Here is a 20816-nt window from a genome sequence, read left to right as displayed (position 1 = left end):
CGATGCGCTTGCCAGTGATCCTTGCCGCGCTCGCGCTCGCCGGATGCAGCGTCGCGCCGCAGCCGACCGCCGAGCATGTGCTGACCTATGCCAGCCCATACACCCCCACCCACCCCTTCGGCCTTGCTGATCAGGAATGGATGAAATGGGTCGAGGCGAAGAGCGGCGGGCGCATCGCGTTCAAGCCCTATTGGTCCGGCGCGCTGATCTCGTCGGATATGAGCATGGAGGAGGTGCGCCACGGCGTCGCCGATATCGGTCTGATCACCCCCATTTACTCCAAGGGCGGCGCGCATCTGCTGCGTGGGCAGGCGGCCTATTATGGTGGGATCAGGACGATCACCGATCAGGTTGCGGTGTATGACTGCCTGGCCGACCGCTTCCCGCATTTCGAGAATGAGCTGCACGGCTTGCATGTCCTCGCGGTGCAAGGCGGGAATTTTCCCGGCGTGCTGACACGCGACCGGCCGATCCGCAGTCTCGCCGACTTCAAGGGGCTGCGCCTGCGCGCGCAGAGCGACGCGGTCGATATCCTCAAGCAACTGGGCGCGGACCCGGTCAACATGCCGATGGGCGAGGTCTATTCGGCGCTGGCCAAGGGCGTGATCGACGGCGTCGTCGCCCCCGCCGACACGATCCGCAGCCTGCATTTCGCCGAGGTCGCGAAGCATTTCACCACGATCCGCTTCAGCCGTGGTGCGTACCCAGCGCGGGCGATGTCGGACAAGACCTGGCGCACATTGCCGCCCGACCTGCAAGCGATCCTGAGCGAAGGGCGCAAGGTGTGGGAGGAAGCGCTCAATCGCCAGCTGCTCAAGGCCGAGCAGGCGGGGATCGATTATGGCCGCAAGGAAGGCATCACCTTCTCCACCATCCCCGCGCAGGAACAGCGCGCGTTCGACGCGCTCTACAACAAGGATGCGCGGATTCAGGCCGAGCGGCTGGGCAAGATCGGGATCGACGCAGTGCCGATCTATGAAGAGGCGCAGCGGTTGATCGCTGGGGGCGATATCCGGTGTGACGCGAAGGTGGCAGGACGATGAGCAAGCTCCCCCTCGAAGGCGTCAAGGTCGCCGATTTCTCCTGGGTCGGTGCAGGGCCGCGCGCGACCAAGGATCTGGCGGACATGGGCGCGACGGTGATCAAGATCGAATCGCGCAAGCGGCTCGATCTCGGCCGCCTGTCGCCACCGTTCGCGACCCCCGGTCGCGATCCCGATGCCTCGACCTTCTTCGCGATCACCAACACCAGCAAGCTGGGCGTGACGATCAACCTGAATGATCCGAAGGGAATCGAGGTTGCGAGGAAGCTGGTCGCCTGGGCCGATATCGTGGTCGAGAATTTCAGCCATGGGTATATGGATCGGATTGGCCTCAGCTTCGACACGCTGAGGGCGATCAACCCCGCCATCATCCAGATCAGCGTCAGCGTCGCGGGGCGCAAGGGGCCGCTCGGCACGATGCGCGGCTATGGCAACTCGGCGGGCGCGCTGTCGGGGATGGCGGCGCTGTCGGGCTGGCCCGATCGCGATCCGCATATGGCGCCGTTCGCCTATGGCGATGTCGTAGCCCCCATGTTCGCCACGGTCGCGACGCTCGCCGCGCTCGAACATCGCCGCCAGACCGGCGAAGGCCAGCTGATCGACATCAGCCAGACCGAACCACTGATCCACGTGATGGCCGACCGCTTCGCCGCCGAACAGACCGGCAGCGGCGGCAAGTCCGGCAATCGCTCGCCCCACCGCGCACCACAGGGTGCCTATCCGGCGCGCGGCGTCGATCAGTGGATCGCGATTGCAGTGCGCGATGATGCCGAATGGGCCGCGCTGGCTGCGGCGGCAGGCATCGCCGATCCGCGCTTCGTCACGCTCGCCGGGCGCAAGGCACATGAGGACGAGCTCGACGCCGCGCTGTCAGGCTGGACCCGCGGGCAGGACAAGCGCGTCCTTGCCGACCGCCTCGCTGCAATCGGCATCCCCGCCGAGCCGGTCAATGACGGTCGCGACGTGTTCACCGACCCCGAACTGATCGAACGCAGCCATTACCACCCGGTCACACACAACAAACTCGGCGACACCGAAATCCCCGGCCCGCCGCTGCGCTTTTCCGACAGCGCGATGCACGTCGGGCCTCCGCCCAATCTGGGCGAGCATAACCATGCGGTGTTCGTGGACCTGCTCGGCATGAGCGAGGCCGAGGTCCGCGACCTTACCGACGCGGGAGCACTCGCATGATGCTCGCCCACCTCACCATCATCGACCTGACCGAGAGTCTTGGCGAACTCGCCGGGCGGATGCTCGCAGAACTCGGCGCGCGCGTCGTGCGGGCCGAAGCTGGCGACGCGGCATGGGACCATGGCAAGGGGACCGGCGACACCGAAGCGCTGCTCGCCACCGCCGATATCCTGTTCCGCAATCCCGGCCGTGACCATGACGCGCTCGCCGCCGCCAACCCGAAGCTGATCGACGTGGTCGTCGCGCCGTTCCTTCCCGGCGGCCCCAATGACGGGCGCCCCGAAACCGACCTGACGCTGATGGCGCGATCCGGCCTGATGACGATCATCGGCGACCCCGACCGAGCGCCGCTGACCCTGCCCGGCGAACAGGCCTATGCGCTCGCCGGCATTCAGGCGGTGATCGGCGCACTCACCGCACTTCATGCCCGCGCCGCCAGCGGCAAGGGCCAGCTGGTCGAAGTGTCCGCCTATCAGTCCGCCGTCCTCGCCAATTATCGCGAGCCGCTGACCTGGCAATGGACCGGGCGCGTCGGCAATCGCACCGGCAATCTGCTGATCCGCGGCAAGTCCGGCGTGCGGCAGATCTGGCCCTGCGCCGATGGCTTCGTCACCTGGGCATTGGTCGACAACCAGCCGATGATGCGCGGCATGGTCAAGGTCATGGGCGACGCCGCCGGGCCGCTGGCGGACGTTGACTGGGACGCGATCCTCGTCGCCGACATGCCGCGCGAGACGCTGATCGAATGGGAGGCGGTGGTCGAGGCCTTCTTCCTCAAGCACACCCGCGCGGAGCTCGGCGCGATGTCGCAGGCGAACGGGCTCGGCCTGTCTTGGATCGACACCCCGGCCGATGCGCTGGCGAGCGAGCATCTCGCCGCGCGCGGGCTGTGGCGCGATGTCGATGGCGTGAAGCTGCCCGGCAGGCTGTGGGTGTCGTCGCTGGAGGAGCAACTAAGCCCCTCCCCTTCAGGGGAGGGGTTGGGGGTGGGGCCTGTCAGTCTCACCGAGACCGTTCGCCAAGAGGATAGGCCCCACCCCAACCCCTCCCCTGAAGGGGAGGGGCTAAGGTCTCGCTTGGAGGAAGACCAATGACCGCACTTCAGGGCCTCAAGGTCGTCGACTTCAGCAAGTTCCTTCCCGGCCCCTATTGCACCTGGCTGCTCGCTGACCTCGGTGCCGAGGTGGTCCGCATCGAGAACCCACGCGAGCTGGCCAAGCAGCGCAAGGTGTTCGGCTGGGACAAGCTCAGCGACGAAGACAATGCCCGGCTGCGCGCGCACGACATCCTCGCGCGGGGCAAGAAGAGCGTGCTGATCGATCCCGGCAGCGACGATGGCCGCGAGGCGATCCTCAAGCTGATCGATCAGGCCGACATCTTGGTCGAGGATTACCGCCCCGGCGTGATGGCGAGCATGGGCTATGGCTGGCCCGAGATGGCGGCGCGCAACCCGCGGTTGATCTATTGCTCGGTCACCTTGTGCGGCCAGACTGGTCCCTATGCGCGCAAGCCCGGCCATGATCCGGTCGCGCTCGCCATTGCCGGCGCGCTGTCACGGATCGGCGAAGACCCGGACCGACCCGCCTTTCCCGGCGTGCCGGTCGCGGACCTGCTGAGCGGATCAAACGCGGTCATCGGCATCCTCGCCGCCGTTATCGCGCGCGCGACGACGGGCAAGGGGCAGCAGGTCGACATCGCCATGTCCGACGCGTCGCTCGCGCTGATCGGCAACATCCTCTCGCGCAACCCGGACCTCGCCAAGGCGCCGCCCAAGGGCATGCACCGCGCCGATAGCGGCATCTGGCGCTGCGCCGATGGCGAGTGGCTGGTGACGACCGACATGGAGCCGCGCTACTGGCGCATCTTCGTCGAGACGATCGGCCTGCCCGAGCTGGCCGACAAGCAGATGGACCGCGCCAACTGGCCCGCGATGAAGGATCGCATCGCGCAAGTGATGGCGACCAAACCGCGCGACGCATGGCTCGCCATCCTCGACGCGGCCGGTACGCAGTTTGCGCCGATCCTGACCGTCGCGCAGGCGATGGAAGACCCGCACAATCACGCGCGCGGCATGATCCTCGATCTGCCCGCGCCCGGCGGCGGCACGGTGCGCCACACCGGCTGCCCGATCCGCCTTTCCGACACCCCCGCCAGCCCCGCTGCCGTCGCCCGCCCAGCGGGTGCCGATACGGCGGAGGTGCTGGCGACCCTTGGCTACACCGCGGCGCAGGCCGCTGCACTTGAAGGACGACTCCCGTGACCGAAGCCACCCGCGAACGCCCGCTTGAAGGGCTGCGCGTCATCGACCTGACACGCGCGCTTGCCGGACCCTATGCGACCCTGTTGCTCGCCGGGCTAGGCGCCGAGGTGATCAAGGTCGAGGACCCCAAGGGCGGCGACCTCGCGCGCGACAACAGCCCCTATGTCGGCCGCGACGGCATCACCGTCGAGCGCAAGCATGACGACGATGTCTCGATCAGCCATCTGACCCGCGCGCGCGGCAAGTTGGGTGTATCGCTCAACCTCAAGTCGCCCGAGGCCAAGGAGGTGTTCCTCGACCTCGTCCGCACCGCCGACATCGTGGTCGAGAATTTCACCGCCGGCACCGCCGAGCGGCTAGGCGTCGGCTACGAAGCCGCCAAGGCCGCCAATCCGCGCATCATCTATTGCTCGCTGTCCGGCTTCGGCGCGACCGCGCCGGAGGGGGGAAAGGCGATGGACATCATTATCCAGGCGCTGTCGGGGGCGATGTACGCCAGCGGCGGGCCGGGCGAGCCGCCGGTGCGCATCGGCATCCCGATCGCGGACATGCTCGCGCCGGTTTTCTCGGTGATCGGCATCCTTTCCGCGCTCGAGCAGCGCCACCGCACCGGGGTTGGCCAGCATATCGACGTGTCGATGCTCGGCGCGCTAACCAGCTTTGTCGCGATCGAGAATTGGTCGGCAATGGCGGCGGCGGGGATGCAGGCGCGCACCGGCCTGACCGTGCAGCGGCTCTCCCCATTCGGCGTGTTCGAATGCGCCGATGGCTATGTCGCGGTGGTCGCGGTGCATGAGAAGCTGGCACAGGGCCTGTTCCGCGCGATGGGGCGGCCCGAGCTGTCGGACGACCCGCGCTTCGCCAATCGCGACAGCCGCGTTGCCAATGCAGTGGTGCTGGAGGAAACGATCAACGGCTGGTCGCGCCAGCACAGCGTCGAGCATGTCGTCGCGGTGCTGGAGGCGGAGGGCGTGCCCGTCGCTCCGGTTCGGCACCCGGAAGACGCGCTGGACGACCCGCGCGTGGTCGCGCGGCATGAGGCGGTGCCGGTCGCGCACCCCAGCTATAGCTCTCAGGTCAATCTGCGCACCGCCGGCATCCCGATCGTCTTTTCCGGCGCGGACACCGGCTTTGACGATGTGACCCCGATCCTGGTCGGCGAGCATAACGACCGCGTGCTGGCCACGACGCTGGGCTATGACGCCGAGCGGATCGCCGCGTTGCGCGAACGGGGCGTGATTTGATGCAGGATGCAGCGGCACAGCTGATCGCGGCGTGCGACGATCCCGGCGCGGTGGCCGAGCGGCTGCGGTCCGAAGGGCAGGCGGTGATCCGCGTGCTGGGGCAGGACGCGCCCTATGCGCTGCTCCGCGCTGCGGGCCGCGCGCCGGTGCGCATGGTCCCCCGCCCCGGCCCGACGCCCGATGCCGATACGCTAGCGGGCGACGGCACGCTGTCGCAGCGCGGCCGGTCGCTGTTGCAGCAGATTGTCGGCGATGCGAGCGGCACGCCGCTGCTGTTCACCCATGCCGATAGCGAGTTGCCGCAGCTGTTCGCGACCGTCCGCGACCTGATCCGCGCTGGCGATATCGCCGCGCGGCCGATTCATATGCTCGATTTCGGGCACCAGCCGCGCGAGTCCAGCCGAGCCTATAATGCGGCGCGGATTGCCCAGCTCGTCGATTGGCTCGGCGGGGTCGATGCGGATCACCTCGCCGCATGTGCCGCCGAAGAGCGTGCGCGTCCGGCGGTGATGCAGCACCTCAGCGGCATGCTGCGGATCGCGGCGATCGGTGCGGCGCATGCGCTTCTGCCCACCGAGTGGCTGGAACTGGTAGGCCAGGTTCCCGGCGAAGCCCCTGGCGAGCCAGTGTTCGTCCTCGGCTCCCCGCATTTCTCGACCGCCCGCGCGCGCGACCTTGCCGCGCGTAGCCTCGATGCAAAAGCGGACGATCAGGACTGGGGCGACCCGCTGGTCGCGGGCTGGGCCGATAGCCCGGAAGCACTCGACGGCCTGTCCGACCCCGCCCGGCTCGTCCCGCGCAAGCTGATGCCAGCGACCGAGCGCGGCACGGCGGCGGTTGCGCGCATGACGGTGCTGGGCATCACCCGTGCGGTGATCGTCGAGTCCGTCGGCGACGAAGCCGCAGCATGGGATGCGGGCTATCTCGCGCGAACGCTCGAAGCCGCCGGCCTCGCCGTCGAGCGGATCGGTGCGCCGCCGCCTCCTGCCCCCGCAACCGGCGCCCCCCGCGCCGCACCGCGCGCGCAGGATGGCCGCCGCAGCCGCAAGTCGCTGTCCTCGATCGCCAGCTTCGGCGCCTATCAGCGCGACTGGTTCAAGGGCGTGCGCGACGCGGTTGCGGCGGGCGCGCCGCTCGCCATCGTCAATGCCAACTCGCCGCAGGAAATCCTGCGCGCGATGGATGTGCCGTTCGTCGTCAACCAATGGTGGGCATCGATCGTCGCCGCCAAGCAGCAATCGCCGCGCTATTTCCAGCTGCTCCGCGACCATGGCTACCCCAGCGATGCCGAGGCCTATAGCGCCCAAGGCATCGCCGCGATGTTCGACACGGACCCCGAACAGGCGCCCTGGGGCGGCCTGCCCCGCCCGGCCTTCGTTCAGGCCCCGCTCGGCACCGACGCGACGCCGCGCATCTTCGATCACTGGGCGCGCGAAACGGGTGCGGACCCGTTCCTGTTCGAGCGCAGCATCGAAAGCCGCATCGACTTTCCGGTCGACTGGTGGGACCGGCTGCACGACGATTGGGACAGCGCGATCGAGCCCGAACGGCTCGACCTGATGACCACCGAATTGCGCGCGGTAATCGCGCGGATCGAGGCAAGCACCGACCGCCGCTTCGACCCCGACCGCTTCGCCCGGATCATGGATCTGGTGAACGAGCAGGAAGATTATTACCGCAAGACCCGCGACCTGATCGCCGGCGCACACCCCGCACCGGTGTCGATCAGCGACACCATGCCCGCGACGATGGTGCCGCAATGGCATCGCGGGACGGAGTGGGCGCGCGACGCGGCGCGGGACTTCTACCATGAGGTCAAGGCGCGGCACGAAGCGGGCGAAGCCGCCTGCGCGAACGAGAAGCTGCGCCTGATGTGGGTCGGGCGCGGGATGTGGAGCGACATGGGTTTCACCCAGCGCTGGGAGCAGAGCCAAGGCGCGGTGTTCGTGTGGTCGATGTACCTCGCGCTCGCCGCCGACGGCTATATCCGCCGCACCGCGCCGGGGCAGGATCCACTGCGCGCGCTCGCCGCCCGCTTCGTGACGATGGGTGACGAGCTGCGCATGCCGACCTGGGCCGGGGCATGGCACGTCCGCGAGGCGCAGAGCCACGCCGTCGACGGCGCGGTGGCGCTGAGCGATGCCGACCCGTTCGTGCTGCGCGCGCTGCGCCGCGCCGGAGTGCCGGTGCTGAGCCTGGACCTCGACAACTACAACCGCGAGGCGAGCGACGGTGACGCGGTCGATCGCCAGATCGCCGCATTCCTCGAAGGGCCGGTGAGCGCCTATGCCGCCCGGCGCGGCTGAGGGTTGCCAGCGGGCAACGGGCGGGTCAGGGAACGGCGGCAATCTGTACCGGAGAGTCCCATGAAGCGCCGCCTTGCATCCTCCACCGTCAACCCGGTCGGCCTCGGCTGCATGTCGCTCAGCCACGCCTATGGCACCCCGCCCGCGCGGGAGGATGCGATCCGGTTGCTCAATCAGGCGCTCGACCTCGGCTATGACCATCTCGACACCGCCGCGCTGTATGGCTTCGGCGCGAATGAGAGCCTGATCGGCGAAGCGGTCGCGCATCGCCGCGACGCGTACTTCCTCGCCTCCAAATGCGGGATGACCGGCGTGGACGGTAAACGGGTGATCGACGGGCGGCTGGAGACGATCCGCGCGACGATCGAGGAGTCATTGACCCGGCTGCGCACCGACCGCGTTGACCTCTACTACCTCCATCGCTGGGACAAATCCGTGCCGATCGAGGAGTCGGTCGGCGAACTCGCGCGGCTGATCGAGGCGGGCAAGATTGGCGCGATTGGCCTGAGCGAAGTCTCCGCCGCCACGCTGCGCCGGGCGCATGCCGTGCATCCGATCGCGGCGGTGCAGAATGAATATTCGCTATGGTCGCGCAATGTCGAGCTCGGCGTGCTGGAGACCTGCGCCGAACTGGGCACCACCTTGGTCGCCTTTTCCCCGGTCGCGCGCGGATTCCTCGCTGGCGCACTCGCTTCGCCCGATGCGCTGGAACAGGGCGATATCCGCCGCATGATGCCGCGTTTCAACGCCGACAATTTCGCGCGCAACCTGACGCTGCTCGACTCACTCCGCGCCATCGCGACCACGCGCGGCATCACCCCGGCGCAGCTTTGCCTGCAATGGGTGTTCGCGCAGGGCGAGCATGTCGTCGCCATCCCCGGCACGACCTCGGCCGCCCATCTCGCCGAGAATTTCGCAACGCCGGTCGAACCGCTGCCCGGCGACGTGCTCGCCGAACTCGACCGCATCTTCGCGCCGGACGCGATCGCCGGGCCGCGCTATCCGGCGGCGACGCAGGCGGAGATCGATACCGAGGAGTTCTAGGACTCGCTGAGAACGGCGCGCGTATCCTCAAACGCCAGATCAACCAGCGCGCGCATCGCTGCCTCGGCCGCGTCCGCATCGCCCGCGATGATCGCGTCACTCACCCGCGCGTGATCGGGCACCGGGTCGCGCGGGAGTGCCTTGGTCCGCTGCTTGAACCGGGTGGTCCAGTTGACCGCCGCGCCGATGCTGGCGCTCAGCGTGATCAACGCATCGTTATGCGTCGCCTGCAACAGCGCATCGTGGAACGCGCGGTCGGCGTCGCGCCCCGCGTCGGTCGCCAGCGTGTGCCGCCGCATGCCGCCCAGCGCGCCCTTGAGCGCGGCGATGTCGTCCTTGTCGCGCCGGATCGCCGCGAGCCGCGCCGCAGCCGGCTCGACGATCGCGCGCAGTTCGAACAGATCGCGGATAAACCCCGGATCGGGCTCCCCCGAAAAGGCCCATGCGACGATATCCGGATCGAGCAGATTCCACCGACTGCGCGGCTGCACCCGCGTGCCCGCCTTGGTCCGGCTTTCGACCAGCCCCTTGGCGGTAAGCACCTGTATCGCCTCGCGATAGGCACTGCGCGACACGTCGAGCGCCTCGGCATTGGCGACCTCCCCGGTCAGCCGCTCGCCCGGCGCGATCGCGCCGCTGACGATCGCACGGCCCAGATAATGCGCAACCGCGCCGCGCAGACGGCGGCCGGTGCTGCGCTCGCGCTTGGGTTCACCGGGTTCGGACGGATCGTCCAGCTTCAATCCTTGTCGCCTCTTTGCTCGGAGCGGTCTGATTAGGCCCCAACATTCGCCCCCGCAATGCGCAGGATGAACTTCCCTTTCGGATTATGTCGGACTAATTATCGACAAAAGGGAGAGGTTACATGGTTCGTTTGCTTCAGCACCGTGCGCCCGATGGTGCGCGCCGGGTTATCGCCGCAACCGACGGCGCGGCGCATTTCGTCCGGGGCTTTGCCGATGTGCGCGGTCTAGCGGAGGCGGCGATTGCGCGGGGAGTCGGTCTAGCCGCGCTGGTCGAGGAAGCAGGCTATGACGAAGCCGTGGATCTGAACGCGGCGGCTGCGGCAGGCGAATTGCTCGCGCCGATCGACCATCCCGACCCCGCGCACGTGGTGGTGACCGGCACCGGCCTCACCCATCTCGGCTCGGCGGAGGGGCGCGACAAGATGCACCGCGCCGCCGCTGCGGGCGAAAAGCTGACCGATTCCATGCGCATGTTCCTCGAAGGGCTGGAGGGCGGCAAGCCCGCGCCCGGCGCGGTTGGGCAACAGCCGGAATGGTTTTACAAGGGCGATGGCGCGCATCTGGTCGGCACCGGCGCGCCGCTGACCATGCCCGCCTTCGCGCAGGATGGCGGCGAGGAGCCGGAGCTGGCCGGCATCTACCTGATCGGCCCCGACGGAACGCCGCACCGCATCGGCTTCTGCCTCGCCAACGAGTTCAGCGACCATGTGACCGAGCGGCACAATTATCTCTGGCTCGCGCATTCGAAATTGCGCCCGGCGGCGCTCGGGCCGGAATTGCTAGTCGGCGACCTACCCGCCGATGTGCGCGGGTCCAGCCGGATCGTGCGCGGCGGCGCGGTGCTGTGGGAAAAGCCGTTCCTGACGGGCGAGGCCAACATGTCGCACAGCATCGCCAATCTGGAGCATCATCACTTCAAATATGCCGGCTTCCGCCGCCCCGGCGATGTCCATGTCCACTTCTTCGGCACCGCGACCTTGTCGTTCAGCGACGGGATCGCGACGCAGCCCGGAGACGTGTTCGAGATCGAGGCCGCACCGTTCACCCTCCCGCTGCGCAATCCGCTGGCGCGCGCGGAGCCTGAGGCGGTGGCGGTGCGCGCGCTATGACGATCCGCATCGCGCTGATTGGCCTCGGCAAGATCGCGCACGACCAGCACCTCCCCGCCATCGCCGCCCACCCGGGCTTCACGCTGGTCGCGACGGCGAGCGCGGACGGCGCGACGCTGGGCGGGGTCCCCGGCTTCGACAGCGTCGAGGCATTGGTGGCGAGCGGCATCGCGGTCGATGCGGTCGCGGTGTGCACCCCGCCGCAGGTGCGGCACCGCGTTGCGGCGACTGCGCTGCGCCACGGGCTGCACGTCCTGCTCGAAAAGCCCCCCGCCGCCAGCCTGACCGAAGCAGCCGCACTGACCGCGCTGGCAGAAGAAGCCAAGGTCACGGTGTTCGCCGCCTGGCACTCGCGCTGCGCCGCCGGGGTGGCGGAGGCGCGCGATTGGCTCGCGTCGCGCACCATCGAGCGCGGCACGATCACCTGGCGTGAGGATGTGCGCGTGTGGCACCCCGGCCAGCAATGGATCTGGCAGCCGGGCGGCCTCGGCGTGTTCGATCCAGGGATCAACGCGCTGTCGATTGTCACCGAAATCTTGCCCGGAACGCTGCTGCTGCGCGACGCCGAGCTGGAGGTACCGAGCAACCGCCACGCCCCGATCGCTGCGCGGTTGACGCTCGAAACCGGCTGCGGCGCGCCAATCGCCGCCGATTTCGACTTCCGCCAGACCGGCCCGCAAAGCTGGGACATCGAGATCGAGACCGATGGCGGGACACTGCGGCTGGCACGCGGCGGGGCCGAACTCACCCTGCCCGACGGCACCCGCAGCGGTGAGGATCGCGAATATCCCGCGCTCTACGCGCAGTTCGCCCGGCTGATCGCTGCGGGCGCGAGCGACCTCGACACCGCACCGTTCCGGCTTGTCGCCGACGCCTTTCTGCGCGGGCGGCATTGCGTGACGGACCCGTTCGAGGATTGATCGGCGCGGGTTCGCCGCTCGAAAGGAGACCGTCCGCAAACGAATCCGTTGCAGATCTTCGTCCTACCACTAGGTTCGACGCATGTCTGAGGCAGAAGCTGAACTTCGTGACGCCATCGAACATAGCTATTTGGTGTTCGCGGGTATGCCCTGTCCGCGCAAGCTCGAAACGTCGCACCTGCGAAATGGGGACGAGATCCTGCGAGCGCTCACGTCAGCACCTTTGCGCGAGTTAGGCGGCGAGCAAGTCGGACCTTATTCAGGCTGGGCAATCACGACAGTTGGCAATGACCGCGATTACAGGCACTTTCTGCCGCGCATAATCGAACTTGCCGTCACCGAACCCGTTTGGCTTGGAACGGAGCCGCCCGTTACGGCCAGTAGGCTGGAAATGGCGACATGGCGGGCTTGGCCAGCCGATCAGCAATCGGCAGTTTTGCGACTCTTCCATGCAGCCTTCGACGCGATGATTGCGAGACATCCAGACGAATGGCCCTCAGAAGCTGCTGAGTGGTTCTGTGGCATCGCGAACTTGGGCCAGCCAGTGGCTCCCCCGTTCGAACGCTGGCGCTCGTCAACCTCAGCCAACGCTGCTTTGAATATGGCACGCTTCATTATCTCTGAGTCGAGGCATCTTCGTCAGCACGGAGAAGTCCGAGGCTCCTTTTGGAAAGATGTGAGTGAAGATACCCGCCGAGAGGTTGCGCAACTCCTGTTAGAGGAGCGAACAATTGCGTTCCTGCACTCAGCGGCAGAACGGGTCTCTGAGGAAGATCGCTTTTACCATTTGGACGCGGCAGTCGCGGAGTTGGCTCGACGGTTCTGATGTCCGCTCACCACCCAATTCCCGCCGCCCCCCGCTACACACAGATGGGCCTAACAATAGCCCTTTCCTACAAGTCCCCATCCGGCATATCTGCACGGTCCGATGCCGAACCCGGACGCCTTCTCCATCTTCCGTCGCGCAGCCCGCATCCCGCCCAAAGCTGACAAATCGCGCGCATTGCCCGTAACTTCGTCAGTTTCAGCCGCACCCGCCGCTCCCGTTCAGCGACGACCGATGCCAGACTATTCCACAATCTCCAGCATCGTCACCGACTTGCCCGGCAGGCGCACGGTCACCGCGCCGTCCGCGACCCGGCCCGCGATTGGCAGCGGCTTCACCACATCGGGCGCGCCGAAGCTGTTGATGCTGTTGACCTTTGCCGCGGTCAGCACCGTCCCCGCCGCCGATTTCGCCCGGACGCCGGGGATCGCGACGCGGATGTCCGCTGCCTTCGTCGGATCGAGATTGACCAGCGACAGCCACAATTTCCCGTCCGCCGCGCGCACCGCGACCGCGTCAACGCGCGGCAAGGTCACCTCGCCCTGACGATATTGCCCGGCATCGAAGCTCACCGGGATCAGCGTCGCGTCCTGGAACGGCCGGTACATCTTGTGGATGTGATAGGTCGGGGTCAGCACCATCTTTGGCCCGTCGGTCAGGATCAGCGCCTGAAGCACGTTGACCATCTGCGCGATATTGGCACCCTGCACGCGATCGGCGTGGCGGGCGAAGATGTTGAAGTTGAGCGCGGCGATGATCGCGTCGCGCAGCGAATTCTGCTGCTGCAGGAAGCCCTCGGGCGTGCCTGGCAATTTGGCCAGCCACACGCCCCATTCATCGACGATCAGCGGCACTTTCTTCTCGGGATCATACTTGTCCATGATCGCCGAATGGGTGCGAATGCGCTCGTCGATCAGCAGGGTGGACTGGATCAGCTCGGCATATTCCTTCTCGGCGAAATTGACCGAGTCATAGACCGGCGGCCACTTCACCAGCGTGTAGCTGTGCAGCGACAGCCCCTCAATGCTCCAGCTCCAGTCGCGGCCCTTCCACGCCTTCATCACCCCTTCGGTGTAGGCGGTATCGCCGTCACTCGGGCCGACCGCGACGCGCAGCATCTGGTCGGGATTGGGCAAAGGCGCCGACGGGTTGGCGGGGTTCGGAAAGCTCTGTTGCGCCGGATTATAGTTGCGCGCGAAGCGGGCGTAGCGCTTCAGCTCATCGGCATAATATTCGGGCCGCATATTGCCGCCACAGCCCCAGCTTTCGTTGCCGATGCCCAGAAAGCGGATCTTCCACGGTTCGCTCCGCCCGTTCGCCGCGCGCTCCTGCCCCGCCGTGTTGCGGGTGTCGGCGGTCATGTATGCGACCCAGTCGGCGGCCTCCTTGTAGCTGCCCGAACCGACATTGATCGACACGAACGCCTCGGCCCCGATCTGTTCGATGAAGTCGAAGAATTCGTGCGTTCCGAACGCGTTATTCTCGATCGCACCGCCCCAGTTGGAATTGACCGTCACCCGCCGCTTGGCCGGATCGCCAATCCCGTCGCGCCAGTGATATTCATCGGCAAAGCACCCGCCCGGCCAGCGGACATTGGGAACGCTGATCTGCTTCAGCGCCGCGACCACGTCGCTGCGGATGCCGCGTACATTGGGGATTTTGGAGTCCGCCCCGACCCACACGCCGCCATAGATGCCGGTGCCGAGATGCTCGGCGAACTGGCCGAAGATATGGCGGTTGATCTTCGGCCCGGCCTTGTCCGCCTGCACCGTCACCATGACCGGTGCCTCGGCTTGCTGCGCGAATGCCGGGATCGCCGTGGCGAGGAGCGATCCTGCCAGCATGAAGTGCTTCATCATCCTCTCCCTCCGCTGCGTGCGGTCAGTGATTGTCGCGCGGCAGGCCGCGGGTCTGGGCGATGCGCTGATAGGCTTCGCTGCCCTCAAGGATCGCCCCGCCCTCCATCTGGCCGACCAGATTGCGCTGGATTTCCTGCCAGGGGGTCTGCGATGCCGGATAGGGGAAGCCGCCAGCTGCCTCGAGCGCGCGGCGGCGCTCCGCCAGCTCGGCATCGGGGATCAGGATATTGGCGGTCCCAGCGCGCAGATCGACCCGTACCCGATCCCCGTCGCGCAGCAGCGCAAGGCCACCCAGCGCCGCCGCCTCGGGAGAGGCGTTCAGGATCGACGGGCTTCCGCTCGTCCCCGATTGCCGCCCATCGCCCAGGCACGGCAGCGCGCGGATGCCGTTGGTGATCAGGTAATCGGGCGGTCGCATGTTCACGACCTCCGCCGCGCCGGGATAACCGATCGGCCCCGCCCCGCGCATGATCAGCAACGTCTCGGGCGTGATGCCAAGGGCCGGATCATCGATCCGCTTGTGATAATCCTCCGGCCCGTCGAACACCACCACCGGCCCCTCGAACGCCTCCGGATCGTCGGGGTTGGAAAGGTAGCGCGCGCGGAAATCGTCGGAGATCACGCTGGTTTTCATGATCGCCGAGTCGAACAGGTTTCCGCGCAGCACGAGGAAGCCGGCATCGCGCAGGATCGGATCCTCGAACGGACGGATCACCCGCTTATCCTCGATCGTCGCGTCGCGGCAATTCTCGCCGATGGTGCGGCCATTGGCGGTCAGTGCATCCTCATGGATCAGGCCATGGCGCATCAACTGTGCGACCACCGCAGGCACCCCACCCGCGCGGTAGTAATCCTCCCCCAGATACTCCCCGGCGGGCTGAAGGTTGACCAGCAGCGGCACGTCGCGACCAACCGTCTGCCAATCGTCGATCGGCAGATCGACGCCGATATGGCGCGCGATAGCTGCGAGATGGATCGGCGCGTTGGTCGATCCCCCGATCGCGGTGTTGACCCGGATCGCATTGTGGAACGCCTGGCGCGTCAACAGATCGGAGGGTTTCATGTCCTCCGCCACCATCTCGACGATGCGCAGGCCGGTGCGGTACGCCACTTCCTGTCGGTCGCGATAGGGAGCGGGGATCGCCGCCGATCCGGGCAGCGACATGCCGAGCGCCTCGGCGAGCGAGTTCATCGTCGTCGCGGTGCCCATCGTGTTGCAATAGCCGGTCGAGGGGGCGGAGGAGGCGACGAGGCGGATGAATTCGTCCGCATCGATCTCCTCGGCCGCCATCATCTCGCGCGCCTTCCACACGATCGTGCCCGATCCGGTGCGCTCCCCCTTGTGCCAGCCATTGAGCATCGGCCCGACCGAAAGCGCGATGGCGGGGATGTTGACCGTCGCCGCCGCCATCAGGCACGCTGGCGTCGTCTTGTCGCAGCCGATCGTCAGAACCACCCCGTCGAGCGGGTAGCCGTACAGGACTTCGACCAGCGCGAGATAGGCAAGGTTGCGGTCGAGCCCCGCGGTCGGGCGCTTGCCCGTTTCCTGAATCGGATGGACCGGAAACTCGATCGCGATCCCGCCCGCCTCGCGGATCCCCTCCCGCACCCGCTCCGCCAGCACCAGATGGTGGCGGTTGCACGGACTGAGGTCCGATCCGGTCTGCGCGATGCCGATGATCGGCTTGCCCGAACGCAGTTCGTCGAGGCTGAGGCCGAAGTTGAGGTAACGCTCCAGATAGAGCGCGGTCATGTCGATATTGTCGGGGTTATCGAACCAGGCGCGCGAGCGCAGGGGTGTGTCGGTGGTCATCGGAAACTCAGCGGGTGGACAGGCGGTAGATCATGACGTGGCGATAGGGCTTGCCCGGATCGACCCGCGCCGAGGCGAAGGCGGGCTTGTTGGGTGCATCGGGAAATTTTTGCGGCTCCAGCGCAAGCCCGTCGCCCATGCGATAGATGCGCCCGCTGCGCCCCGCCGATGTACCATCGAGGAAATTGCCGCTGTAGAATTGCAGCCCCGGCTCGGTGCTCAGCACTTCCAGCACCCGGCCCGAAACCGGATCTTCCAGCCGCGCGGCGAGCTGGGGCGTTGCGGTCTGGCCCTTGTCGAGCGCCCAATTATGGTCATAGCCGCGCCCCGCGACGATCTGCGGATCGCGTCCGTCACGCAGGCCCTCCGCGATCAGCCGGGGCTTCCGGAAATCGAACACTCCGCCCTCGACGGGCTTCAGCTCACCCGTCGGGATCAGCGCCGTATCGACCGGGGTATAGGCGCGTGCGGGGATGGTCAGCAGCTGGCGCGACGTGCCCTCGAGCGCGCCGTCACCGGCCATGTTGAACAGCGCGTGATTGGTCATGTTGACGATGGTCGGCTTGTCGGTTGCCGCGTCGAACTGGATCGTCAGGTCGCCCTTGTCGTCCAGCGAATAGGTCACCTGAACCTCCAGCTTGCCGGGATAGCCCTGATCGCCATCGGGGCTGGTCAGCGCCATGACGACGCGTGCGGTGGGGCCGCTCGACACCGACAATATCCGCCAGTTACGCTTGTCGAACCCCTGCACCCCGCCGTGCAGCGAATTAGCCTTGTCGTTCTGCGTCAGCTGATAGGCGCGGCCATCGAGCGAGAAGCGCCCGCCACCAATGCGGTTGGCGAAGCGGCCGACCGTGACGCCGAAATAGGCGGGCTTTGCCTCATATTCGGCGACGCTGTCATAGCCGAGCGTGACTTCGGCGGGCTTCCCCGCGCGGTCCGGCGCGACCAGCGATTGCAGCGTCGCACCATAGGTAAGGATCCGTGCCGAAACGCCGCGATCATTCTTCAGCGTCACCGCCACTACCAGCGTGCCGTCCGCCAGCTTCCCCGCCTCACTGCGCACCGCATCCGCCGCAAGCGCAGGGGTTGCCGACGCGCACAGCAACGCCGCGATCATCATCGCCTTCATCATCCCACTCCCCGTTCGCCGCCGCAGGATTGACGGTCGCAGCGCTTGCTTATACTCCGACAAAATAACGGGCAAGCAAATTGCCGGGCGTGGAGGGGATGATGGCAGTTTCACCAGTCGGCGCGACGATTCCGCTTGGCGATGGGGCGCCGACGCGCAGCTACCATCCGGCGCTGACCCTGCTCGCCAGCCTGTTCTTCATGTGGGGGTTCATCACCGTCATCAACGGCACGCTACTGCCGCATCTGCGCAGCGTGTTCGACCTCAACTATACCGAAACGACGCTGATCGAGAGCGTGTGGTTCATCGCCTATTTCGTCGCTTCGATCCCTTCGGCCAAGCTGATCGAGCGGATCGGGTATCAGAAATCGCTGGTCACCGGGCTGCTGATCATGGCGGCCGGGTCGCTCGGCATGATGCTGGCGGCGAGCATCCCGTCCTATGGCGTCACGCTGACTATGTTGTTCGTCATTGCCAGCGGCATCACGCTGCTGCAGGTCGCGGCGAACCCCTATGTCGCGGTGATCGGCCCGGCGGAGACATCGTCGGCACGGCTCAATCTGGTGCAGGCGTTCAACTCGCTCGGCACCGTGCTCGCGCCGCTGTTCGGTGCCTATCTGATCCTGGGCCGATCGGTCGGAGGCACCGCCGAACAGGGCCGGGTGCTGACACAGGCGGAGCGGCTGGCCGACGCGCAGTCGGTGATCCTGCCCTATGGACTGGTCGCGCTGGTGCTGGTGGTGCTGGCGGTGATCATCGGGCGCTTCCCGCTGCCCGCGATGGGCAAGGCGACCGCGCGGATCAGCGATGGGGCCGTGAAGGCCGGCACTGCCTGGAGCCGCTTCGTGACGCACCCGATGTGGCGGCACCGCAACCTCGTCTGGGGCGTACCGGCGATCTTCATCTATCTGATCGCCGAAATCGGCGTCGCGAACCTGTTCGTGAACTTCGTCGCGCAGCCCGAGATTGTCAATCTGACGACCGAACAGGCAGGTCGCTATCTCACCTTGATGTGGCTCGGCATGATGGTCGGGCGGTTCGCGGGCGCCATTGCGATGCGCTGGATCAGGGCGGAAACGCTGCTGGCCTGCTTCAGCGTCGGGGCGTTCATTGTCATGCTGGTGACGGTGTTTGCCGATGGCCCGATCGCAATGTGGTCGCTAATCCTCGTCGGGCTGTTCCACTCGATCATGTTCCCGACGATCTTCACGCTCGGGATCAAGGGGCTGGGCCGTTACACGGAGGAAGCCTCCGGGCTGCTGATCATGGCCATTGCCGGCGGTGCGCTGGTTGCGGTGCAGGGTTGGCTGGCCGACAGCTTCGGGTTGCAGATGTCGTTCCTGCTGACCGCCGTGTGTGAGCTCTATGTGCTCTGGTACGCGCTGTGGGGGTCGAAGCCGCTGGCCGAGGGCGACGCCGCATGATCCGCGCCACCATCCTCGCTGCCGCCCTTGCGCTGACCCAGACGCCCCCCGTGCCGGGGTCGAATCCGATCATCCGCGACAAGTTCACCGCCGACGCCGCGCCTTTGATCGTCGATGACCGGCTGTACCTCTATGTCGGGCATGATCAGGCGCGCGGCGACGAGATGTTCAACATGCGCGAATGGCTGGTCTATTCGACCACCGACATGCGCAACTGGACCGATCATGGCCCGATCATGAATGTCGCCGATTTCAAATGGACGAAGAAGGACGCCTGGGCGGCGCAGGCGATTCAGAAGAATGGCAAATTCTGGTTCTATGCTGCGGTCGAGCATGACGACAGCAATCCGGGCAAGGCGATTGCGGTTGCGGTGTCGGACACGCCGACCGGGCCATTCGTCGATGCCAAGGGCAGCGCGCTGATCACCAACAAGATGACGCCCAAGGGCACGCATAGCTGGGAGGATATCGATCCCACGGTGTTCACCGACGACGACGGAACGACCTGGATCGCCTGGGGCAATCGTCAAGCCTATATCGCCAAGCTCAAACCCAACATGATCGAGATCGACGGCGCGATCACCGAGATTACGCCGCCGCATTTCGAGGAAGGTCCGTGGCTGCACAAACGCGGCAAGCTCTATTACCTCACCTACGCCTCGCTCGACCGCAAGACGCATACCGACGAGCGTGTCTCCTACTCCACCGCGCCCTCGATCACGGGGCCATGGACCTATCGCGGCGAGCTGACGGGATCGGGCAAGAACAGCTTCACGATCCATCCCGGCATCGCGCAGTTCAAGGGCAGCTGGTATCTGTTCCTGCACAATGCCGCGCTCACCATCGGCGATCAGCAAGGCGCACTCGGCCGCCGCGCAGTGACGGTCGAGCATCTGCGCTACGACGCAAACGGCCTGATGCTGCCCGTCACCCAGACCGATGCGGGCGTGACTGCCCCGCTGACCCAGTAGGAGAACCGCCATGTTCTTTCGCGCAACCACCTTTGCCGCCGCCATGCTGCTCACCGCCGCGCTTCCAGTGCAGGCGCAGAGCGACCAGATGACCCCGATCGCGATCCCCGCCCAGCCAGGCGCAATCCCGCTCGACACCGGCGCACTCCCGGGCGCGACCAACCCGGAAAGCTGGCACAGCCAATATGGCAGCGTGTTCGCGCGCAACGTGACGCAGGCTACGCTGACGCCCTTCCTCCCCGACCCTGCCAAGGCGACCGGCACCGCCGTGATCGTCGCGCCCGGCGGTGGCTTCCGCACGCTGTCGATGGAGAATGAAGGCTGGGCGGTGGCGCGCGCGCTGGCCGATCGCGGGGTCGCCGCGTTTGTCCTGAAATACCGGCTCAACCAGACACCCGCGGATATGGCGGGGTTTGAGGCATCGATGCGCCAGATGTTCTCCGGCGCGGCTCGCCCCGCCCGTCCCTCCCCAGACGCGCAGTTGGCGGGCCTCGCGCCGCAGATCGCCGACGCACGCGCCGCCTTCGCGCTGGTGCGCAAGCGGGCCAGCGAGTGGAAGGTCGATCCCGACCGCATCGGCATGGTCGGCTTTTCCGCGGGCGCGATGCTGACGATGGCGACGACGGTCGCGGGCGTGGATGCGAAGCCCGCCTTCATCGGCAACATCTATGGACCGCTCTCGGCGATGACGATCCCCGCCGACGCCCCGCCGCTGTTCGTCGCGCTGGCCGCCGACGATCCGCTGTTCGGCAACATCGACTACGGCCTGGTCAACGCGTGGCGCACCGCCAAGCGGCCGGTCGAGTTCCACCTCTACGAACAGGGCGGGCACGGCTTTGGCATGTACCCCAAGGAGACGACCAGCACCGGCTGGTTCGACGCCTTCGCCAAATGGATGGCGATGCACGGCTATATGAAGCGGCGCTAGG

The 20816-nt window shown here is 66.8% G+C and carries 17 protein-coding genes; 13 read left to right on the top strand and 4 right to left on the bottom strand.

Features of this window, described 5'->3' with window-relative positions:
* Window positions 1-2: 2 nt before the first annotated feature.
* The 7 genes from dctP to VGN66_RS14325 are packed head-to-tail and all read left to right on the top strand — an operon-like array spanning window position 3 to window position 9087.
* The gene (dctP, locus tag VGN66_RS14355) at window positions 3-1043 is read left to right on the top strand and encodes a TRAP transporter substrate-binding protein DctP (RefSeq protein ID WP_327519502.1); all 1041 of its coding nucleotides are present in this window, start codon (window positions 3-5) and stop codon (window positions 1041-1043) included.
* Entirely contained in the window at window positions 1040-2233 is a 1194-nt protein-coding gene (locus VGN66_RS14350) for a CoA transferase (RefSeq protein ID WP_327519501.1), read from the top strand. The genes dctP and VGN66_RS14350 overlap by 4 nt, the downstream gene beginning before the upstream one ends.
* Window positions 2230-3327: a CoA transferase gene (locus VGN66_RS14345; RefSeq protein WP_327519500.1), complete on the top strand. Its 1098-nt coding sequence runs from the start codon at window positions 2230-2232 to the stop codon at window positions 3325-3327. Before VGN66_RS14350 ends, VGN66_RS14345 begins: the two co-directional genes overlap by 4 nt.
* Entirely contained in the window at window positions 3324-4493 is a 1170-nt protein-coding gene (locus VGN66_RS14340) for a CaiB/BaiF CoA-transferase family protein (RefSeq protein WP_327519499.1), read from the top strand. The genes VGN66_RS14345 and VGN66_RS14340 overlap by 4 nt, the downstream gene beginning before the upstream one ends.
* Entirely contained in the window at window positions 4490-5737 is a 1248-nt protein-coding gene (locus tag VGN66_RS14335) for a CaiB/BaiF CoA-transferase family protein (protein ID WP_327519498.1), read from the top strand. Before VGN66_RS14340 ends, VGN66_RS14335 begins: the two co-directional genes overlap by 4 nt.
* Window positions 5737-8043, top strand: a complete 2307-nt coding sequence (locus tag VGN66_RS14330; protein ID WP_327519497.1) for a 2-hydroxyacyl-CoA dehydratase family protein — start codon at window positions 5737-5739, stop codon at window positions 8041-8043. The genes VGN66_RS14335 and VGN66_RS14330 overlap by 1 nt, the downstream gene beginning before the upstream one ends.
* Window positions 8044-8103: 60 nt before the next feature.
* The gene (locus tag VGN66_RS14325; RefSeq protein ID WP_327519496.1) at window positions 8104-9087 is read left to right on the top strand and encodes an aldo/keto reductase; all 984 of its coding nucleotides are present in this window, start codon (window positions 8104-8106) and stop codon (window positions 9085-9087) included.
* Here VGN66_RS14325 and VGN66_RS14320 read toward each other — a convergent pair.
* Window positions 9084-9830, bottom strand: coding sequence for a FadR/GntR family transcriptional regulator (locus tag VGN66_RS14320; RefSeq protein WP_327519495.1), 747 nt, complete (start codon window positions 9828-9830; stop codon window positions 9084-9086). The genes VGN66_RS14325 and VGN66_RS14320 overlap by 4 nt on opposite strands.
* A gap of 122 nt (window positions 9831-9952) precedes the next feature.
* Here VGN66_RS14320 and araD1 point away from each other — a divergent pair, with 122 nt between their 5' ends.
* The 3 genes from araD1 to VGN66_RS14305 all read left to right on the top strand — a co-directional run bounded on the left by araD1 (window position 9953) and on the right by VGN66_RS14305 (window position 12688).
* On the top strand, window positions 9953-10942 hold the full coding sequence (gene araD1, locus VGN66_RS14315) for an AraD1 family protein (protein ID WP_327519494.1): 990 nt from the start codon (window positions 9953-9955) through the stop codon (window positions 10940-10942).
* The gene (locus tag VGN66_RS14310) at window positions 10939-11862 is read left to right on the top strand and encodes a Gfo/Idh/MocA family oxidoreductase (protein WP_327519493.1); all 924 of its coding nucleotides are present in this window, start codon (window positions 10939-10941) and stop codon (window positions 11860-11862) included. Before araD1 ends, VGN66_RS14310 begins: the two co-directional genes overlap by 4 nt.
* 82 nt (window positions 11863-11944) lie before the next feature.
* Window positions 11945-12688: a hypothetical protein gene (locus VGN66_RS14305; RefSeq protein ID WP_327519492.1), complete on the top strand. Its 744-nt coding sequence runs from the start codon at window positions 11945-11947 to the stop codon at window positions 12686-12688.
* A gap of 242 nt (window positions 12689-12930) precedes the next feature.
* Here VGN66_RS14305 and VGN66_RS14300 read toward each other — a convergent pair whose 3' ends face one another.
* From VGN66_RS14300 to VGN66_RS14290, 3 genes are read right to left on the bottom strand one after another with little or no spacing between them, the layout of a single operon-like run.
* Window positions 12931-14544 (bottom strand): alpha-N-arabinofuranosidase, encoded by a 1614-nt coding sequence (locus VGN66_RS14300; protein WP_327519491.1) that lies wholly within the window; start codon window positions 14542-14544, stop codon window positions 12931-12933.
* 25 nt (window positions 14545-14569) lie between these two features.
* On the bottom strand, window positions 14570-16360 hold the full coding sequence (locus VGN66_RS14295) for an IlvD/Edd family dehydratase (RefSeq protein WP_327519490.1): 1791 nt from the start codon (window positions 16358-16360) through the stop codon (window positions 14570-14572).
* A 7-nt stretch (window positions 16361-16367) separates the two neighbouring features.
* Window positions 16368-17492, bottom strand: a complete 1125-nt coding sequence (locus VGN66_RS14290) for an aldose epimerase family protein (RefSeq protein WP_327519489.1) — start codon at window positions 17490-17492, stop codon at window positions 16368-16370.
* Between the two features lie 101 nt (window positions 17493-17593).
* Here VGN66_RS14290 and VGN66_RS14285 point away from each other — a divergent pair, with 101 nt between their 5' ends.
* The 3 genes from VGN66_RS14285 to VGN66_RS14275 are packed head-to-tail and all read left to right on the top strand — an operon-like array spanning window position 17594 to window position 20815.
* Window positions 17594-18916, top strand: a complete 1323-nt coding sequence (locus VGN66_RS14285; protein WP_327519488.1) for a sugar MFS transporter — start codon at window positions 17594-17596, stop codon at window positions 18914-18916.
* Window positions 18913-19887 (top strand): glycoside hydrolase family 43 protein, encoded by a 975-nt coding sequence (locus tag VGN66_RS14280; protein ID WP_327519487.1) that lies wholly within the window; start codon window positions 18913-18915, stop codon window positions 19885-19887. The genes VGN66_RS14285 and VGN66_RS14280 overlap by 4 nt, the downstream gene beginning before the upstream one ends.
* Before the next feature lie 10 nt (window positions 19888-19897).
* Window positions 19898-20815, top strand: coding sequence for an alpha/beta hydrolase (locus tag VGN66_RS14275; protein WP_327519486.1), 918 nt, complete (start codon window positions 19898-19900; stop codon window positions 20813-20815).
* Window position 20816 lies beyond the last annotated feature (1 nt).

It is taken from the genome of Sphingomonas sp. (assembly GCF_035998645.1).
Lineage (GTDB): Bacteria > Pseudomonadota > Alphaproteobacteria > Sphingomonadales > Sphingomonadaceae > Sphingomonas.
The sequence above is the reverse complement of the archived record's forward strand: the minus strand, read 5'-3'. Positions and strand labels throughout refer to the sequence as shown.

Bases quoted from the DNA above. Each gene is read 5' to 3' on its own strand.
- dctP (WP_327519502.1), top strand. From the start codon at position 3: ATGCGCTTGCCAGTGATCCTTGCCGCGCTCGCGCTCGCCGGATGCAGC.
- VGN66_RS14350 (WP_327519501.1), top strand. From the start codon at position 1,040: ATGAGCAAGCTCCCCCTCGAAGGCGTCAAGGTCGCCGATTTCTCCTGG.
- VGN66_RS14345 (WP_327519500.1), top strand. From the start codon at position 2,230: ATGATGCTCGCCCACCTCACCATCATCGACCTGACCGAGAGTCTTGGC.
- VGN66_RS14340 (WP_327519499.1), top strand. From the start codon at position 3,324: ATGACCGCACTTCAGGGCCTCAAGGTCGTCGACTTCAGCAAGTTCCTT.
- VGN66_RS14330 (WP_327519497.1), top strand. From the start codon at position 5,737: ATGCAGGATGCAGCGGCACAGCTGATCGCGGCGTGCGACGATCCCGGC.
- VGN66_RS14325 (WP_327519496.1), top strand. From the start codon at position 8,104: ATGAAGCGCCGCCTTGCATCCTCCACCGTCAACCCGGTCGGCCTCGGC.
- araD1 (WP_327519494.1), top strand. From the start codon at position 9,953: ATGGTTCGTTTGCTTCAGCACCGTGCGCCCGATGGTGCGCGCCGGGTT.
- VGN66_RS14310 (WP_327519493.1), top strand. From the start codon at position 10,939: ATGACGATCCGCATCGCGCTGATTGGCCTCGGCAAGATCGCGCACGAC.
- VGN66_RS14305 (WP_327519492.1), top strand. From the start codon at position 11,945: ATGTCTGAGGCAGAAGCTGAACTTCGTGACGCCATCGAACATAGCTAT.
- VGN66_RS14300 (WP_327519491.1), bottom strand. From the start codon at position 14,544: ATGAAGCACTTCATGCTGGCAGGATCGCTCCTCGCCACGGCGATCCCG.
- VGN66_RS14295 (WP_327519490.1), bottom strand. From the start codon at position 16,360: ATGACCACCGACACACCCCTGCGCTCGCGCGCCTGGTTCGATAACCCC.
- VGN66_RS14290 (WP_327519489.1), bottom strand. From the start codon at position 17,492: ATGAAGGCGATGATGATCGCGGCGTTGCTGTGCGCGTCGGCAACCCCT.
- VGN66_RS14285 (WP_327519488.1), top strand. From the start codon at position 17,594: ATGGCAGTTTCACCAGTCGGCGCGACGATTCCGCTTGGCGATGGGGCG.
- VGN66_RS14280 (WP_327519487.1), top strand. From the start codon at position 18,913: ATGATCCGCGCCACCATCCTCGCTGCCGCCCTTGCGCTGACCCAGACG.
- VGN66_RS14275 (WP_327519486.1), top strand. From the start codon at position 19,898: ATGTTCTTTCGCGCAACCACCTTTGCCGCCGCCATGCTGCTCACCGCC.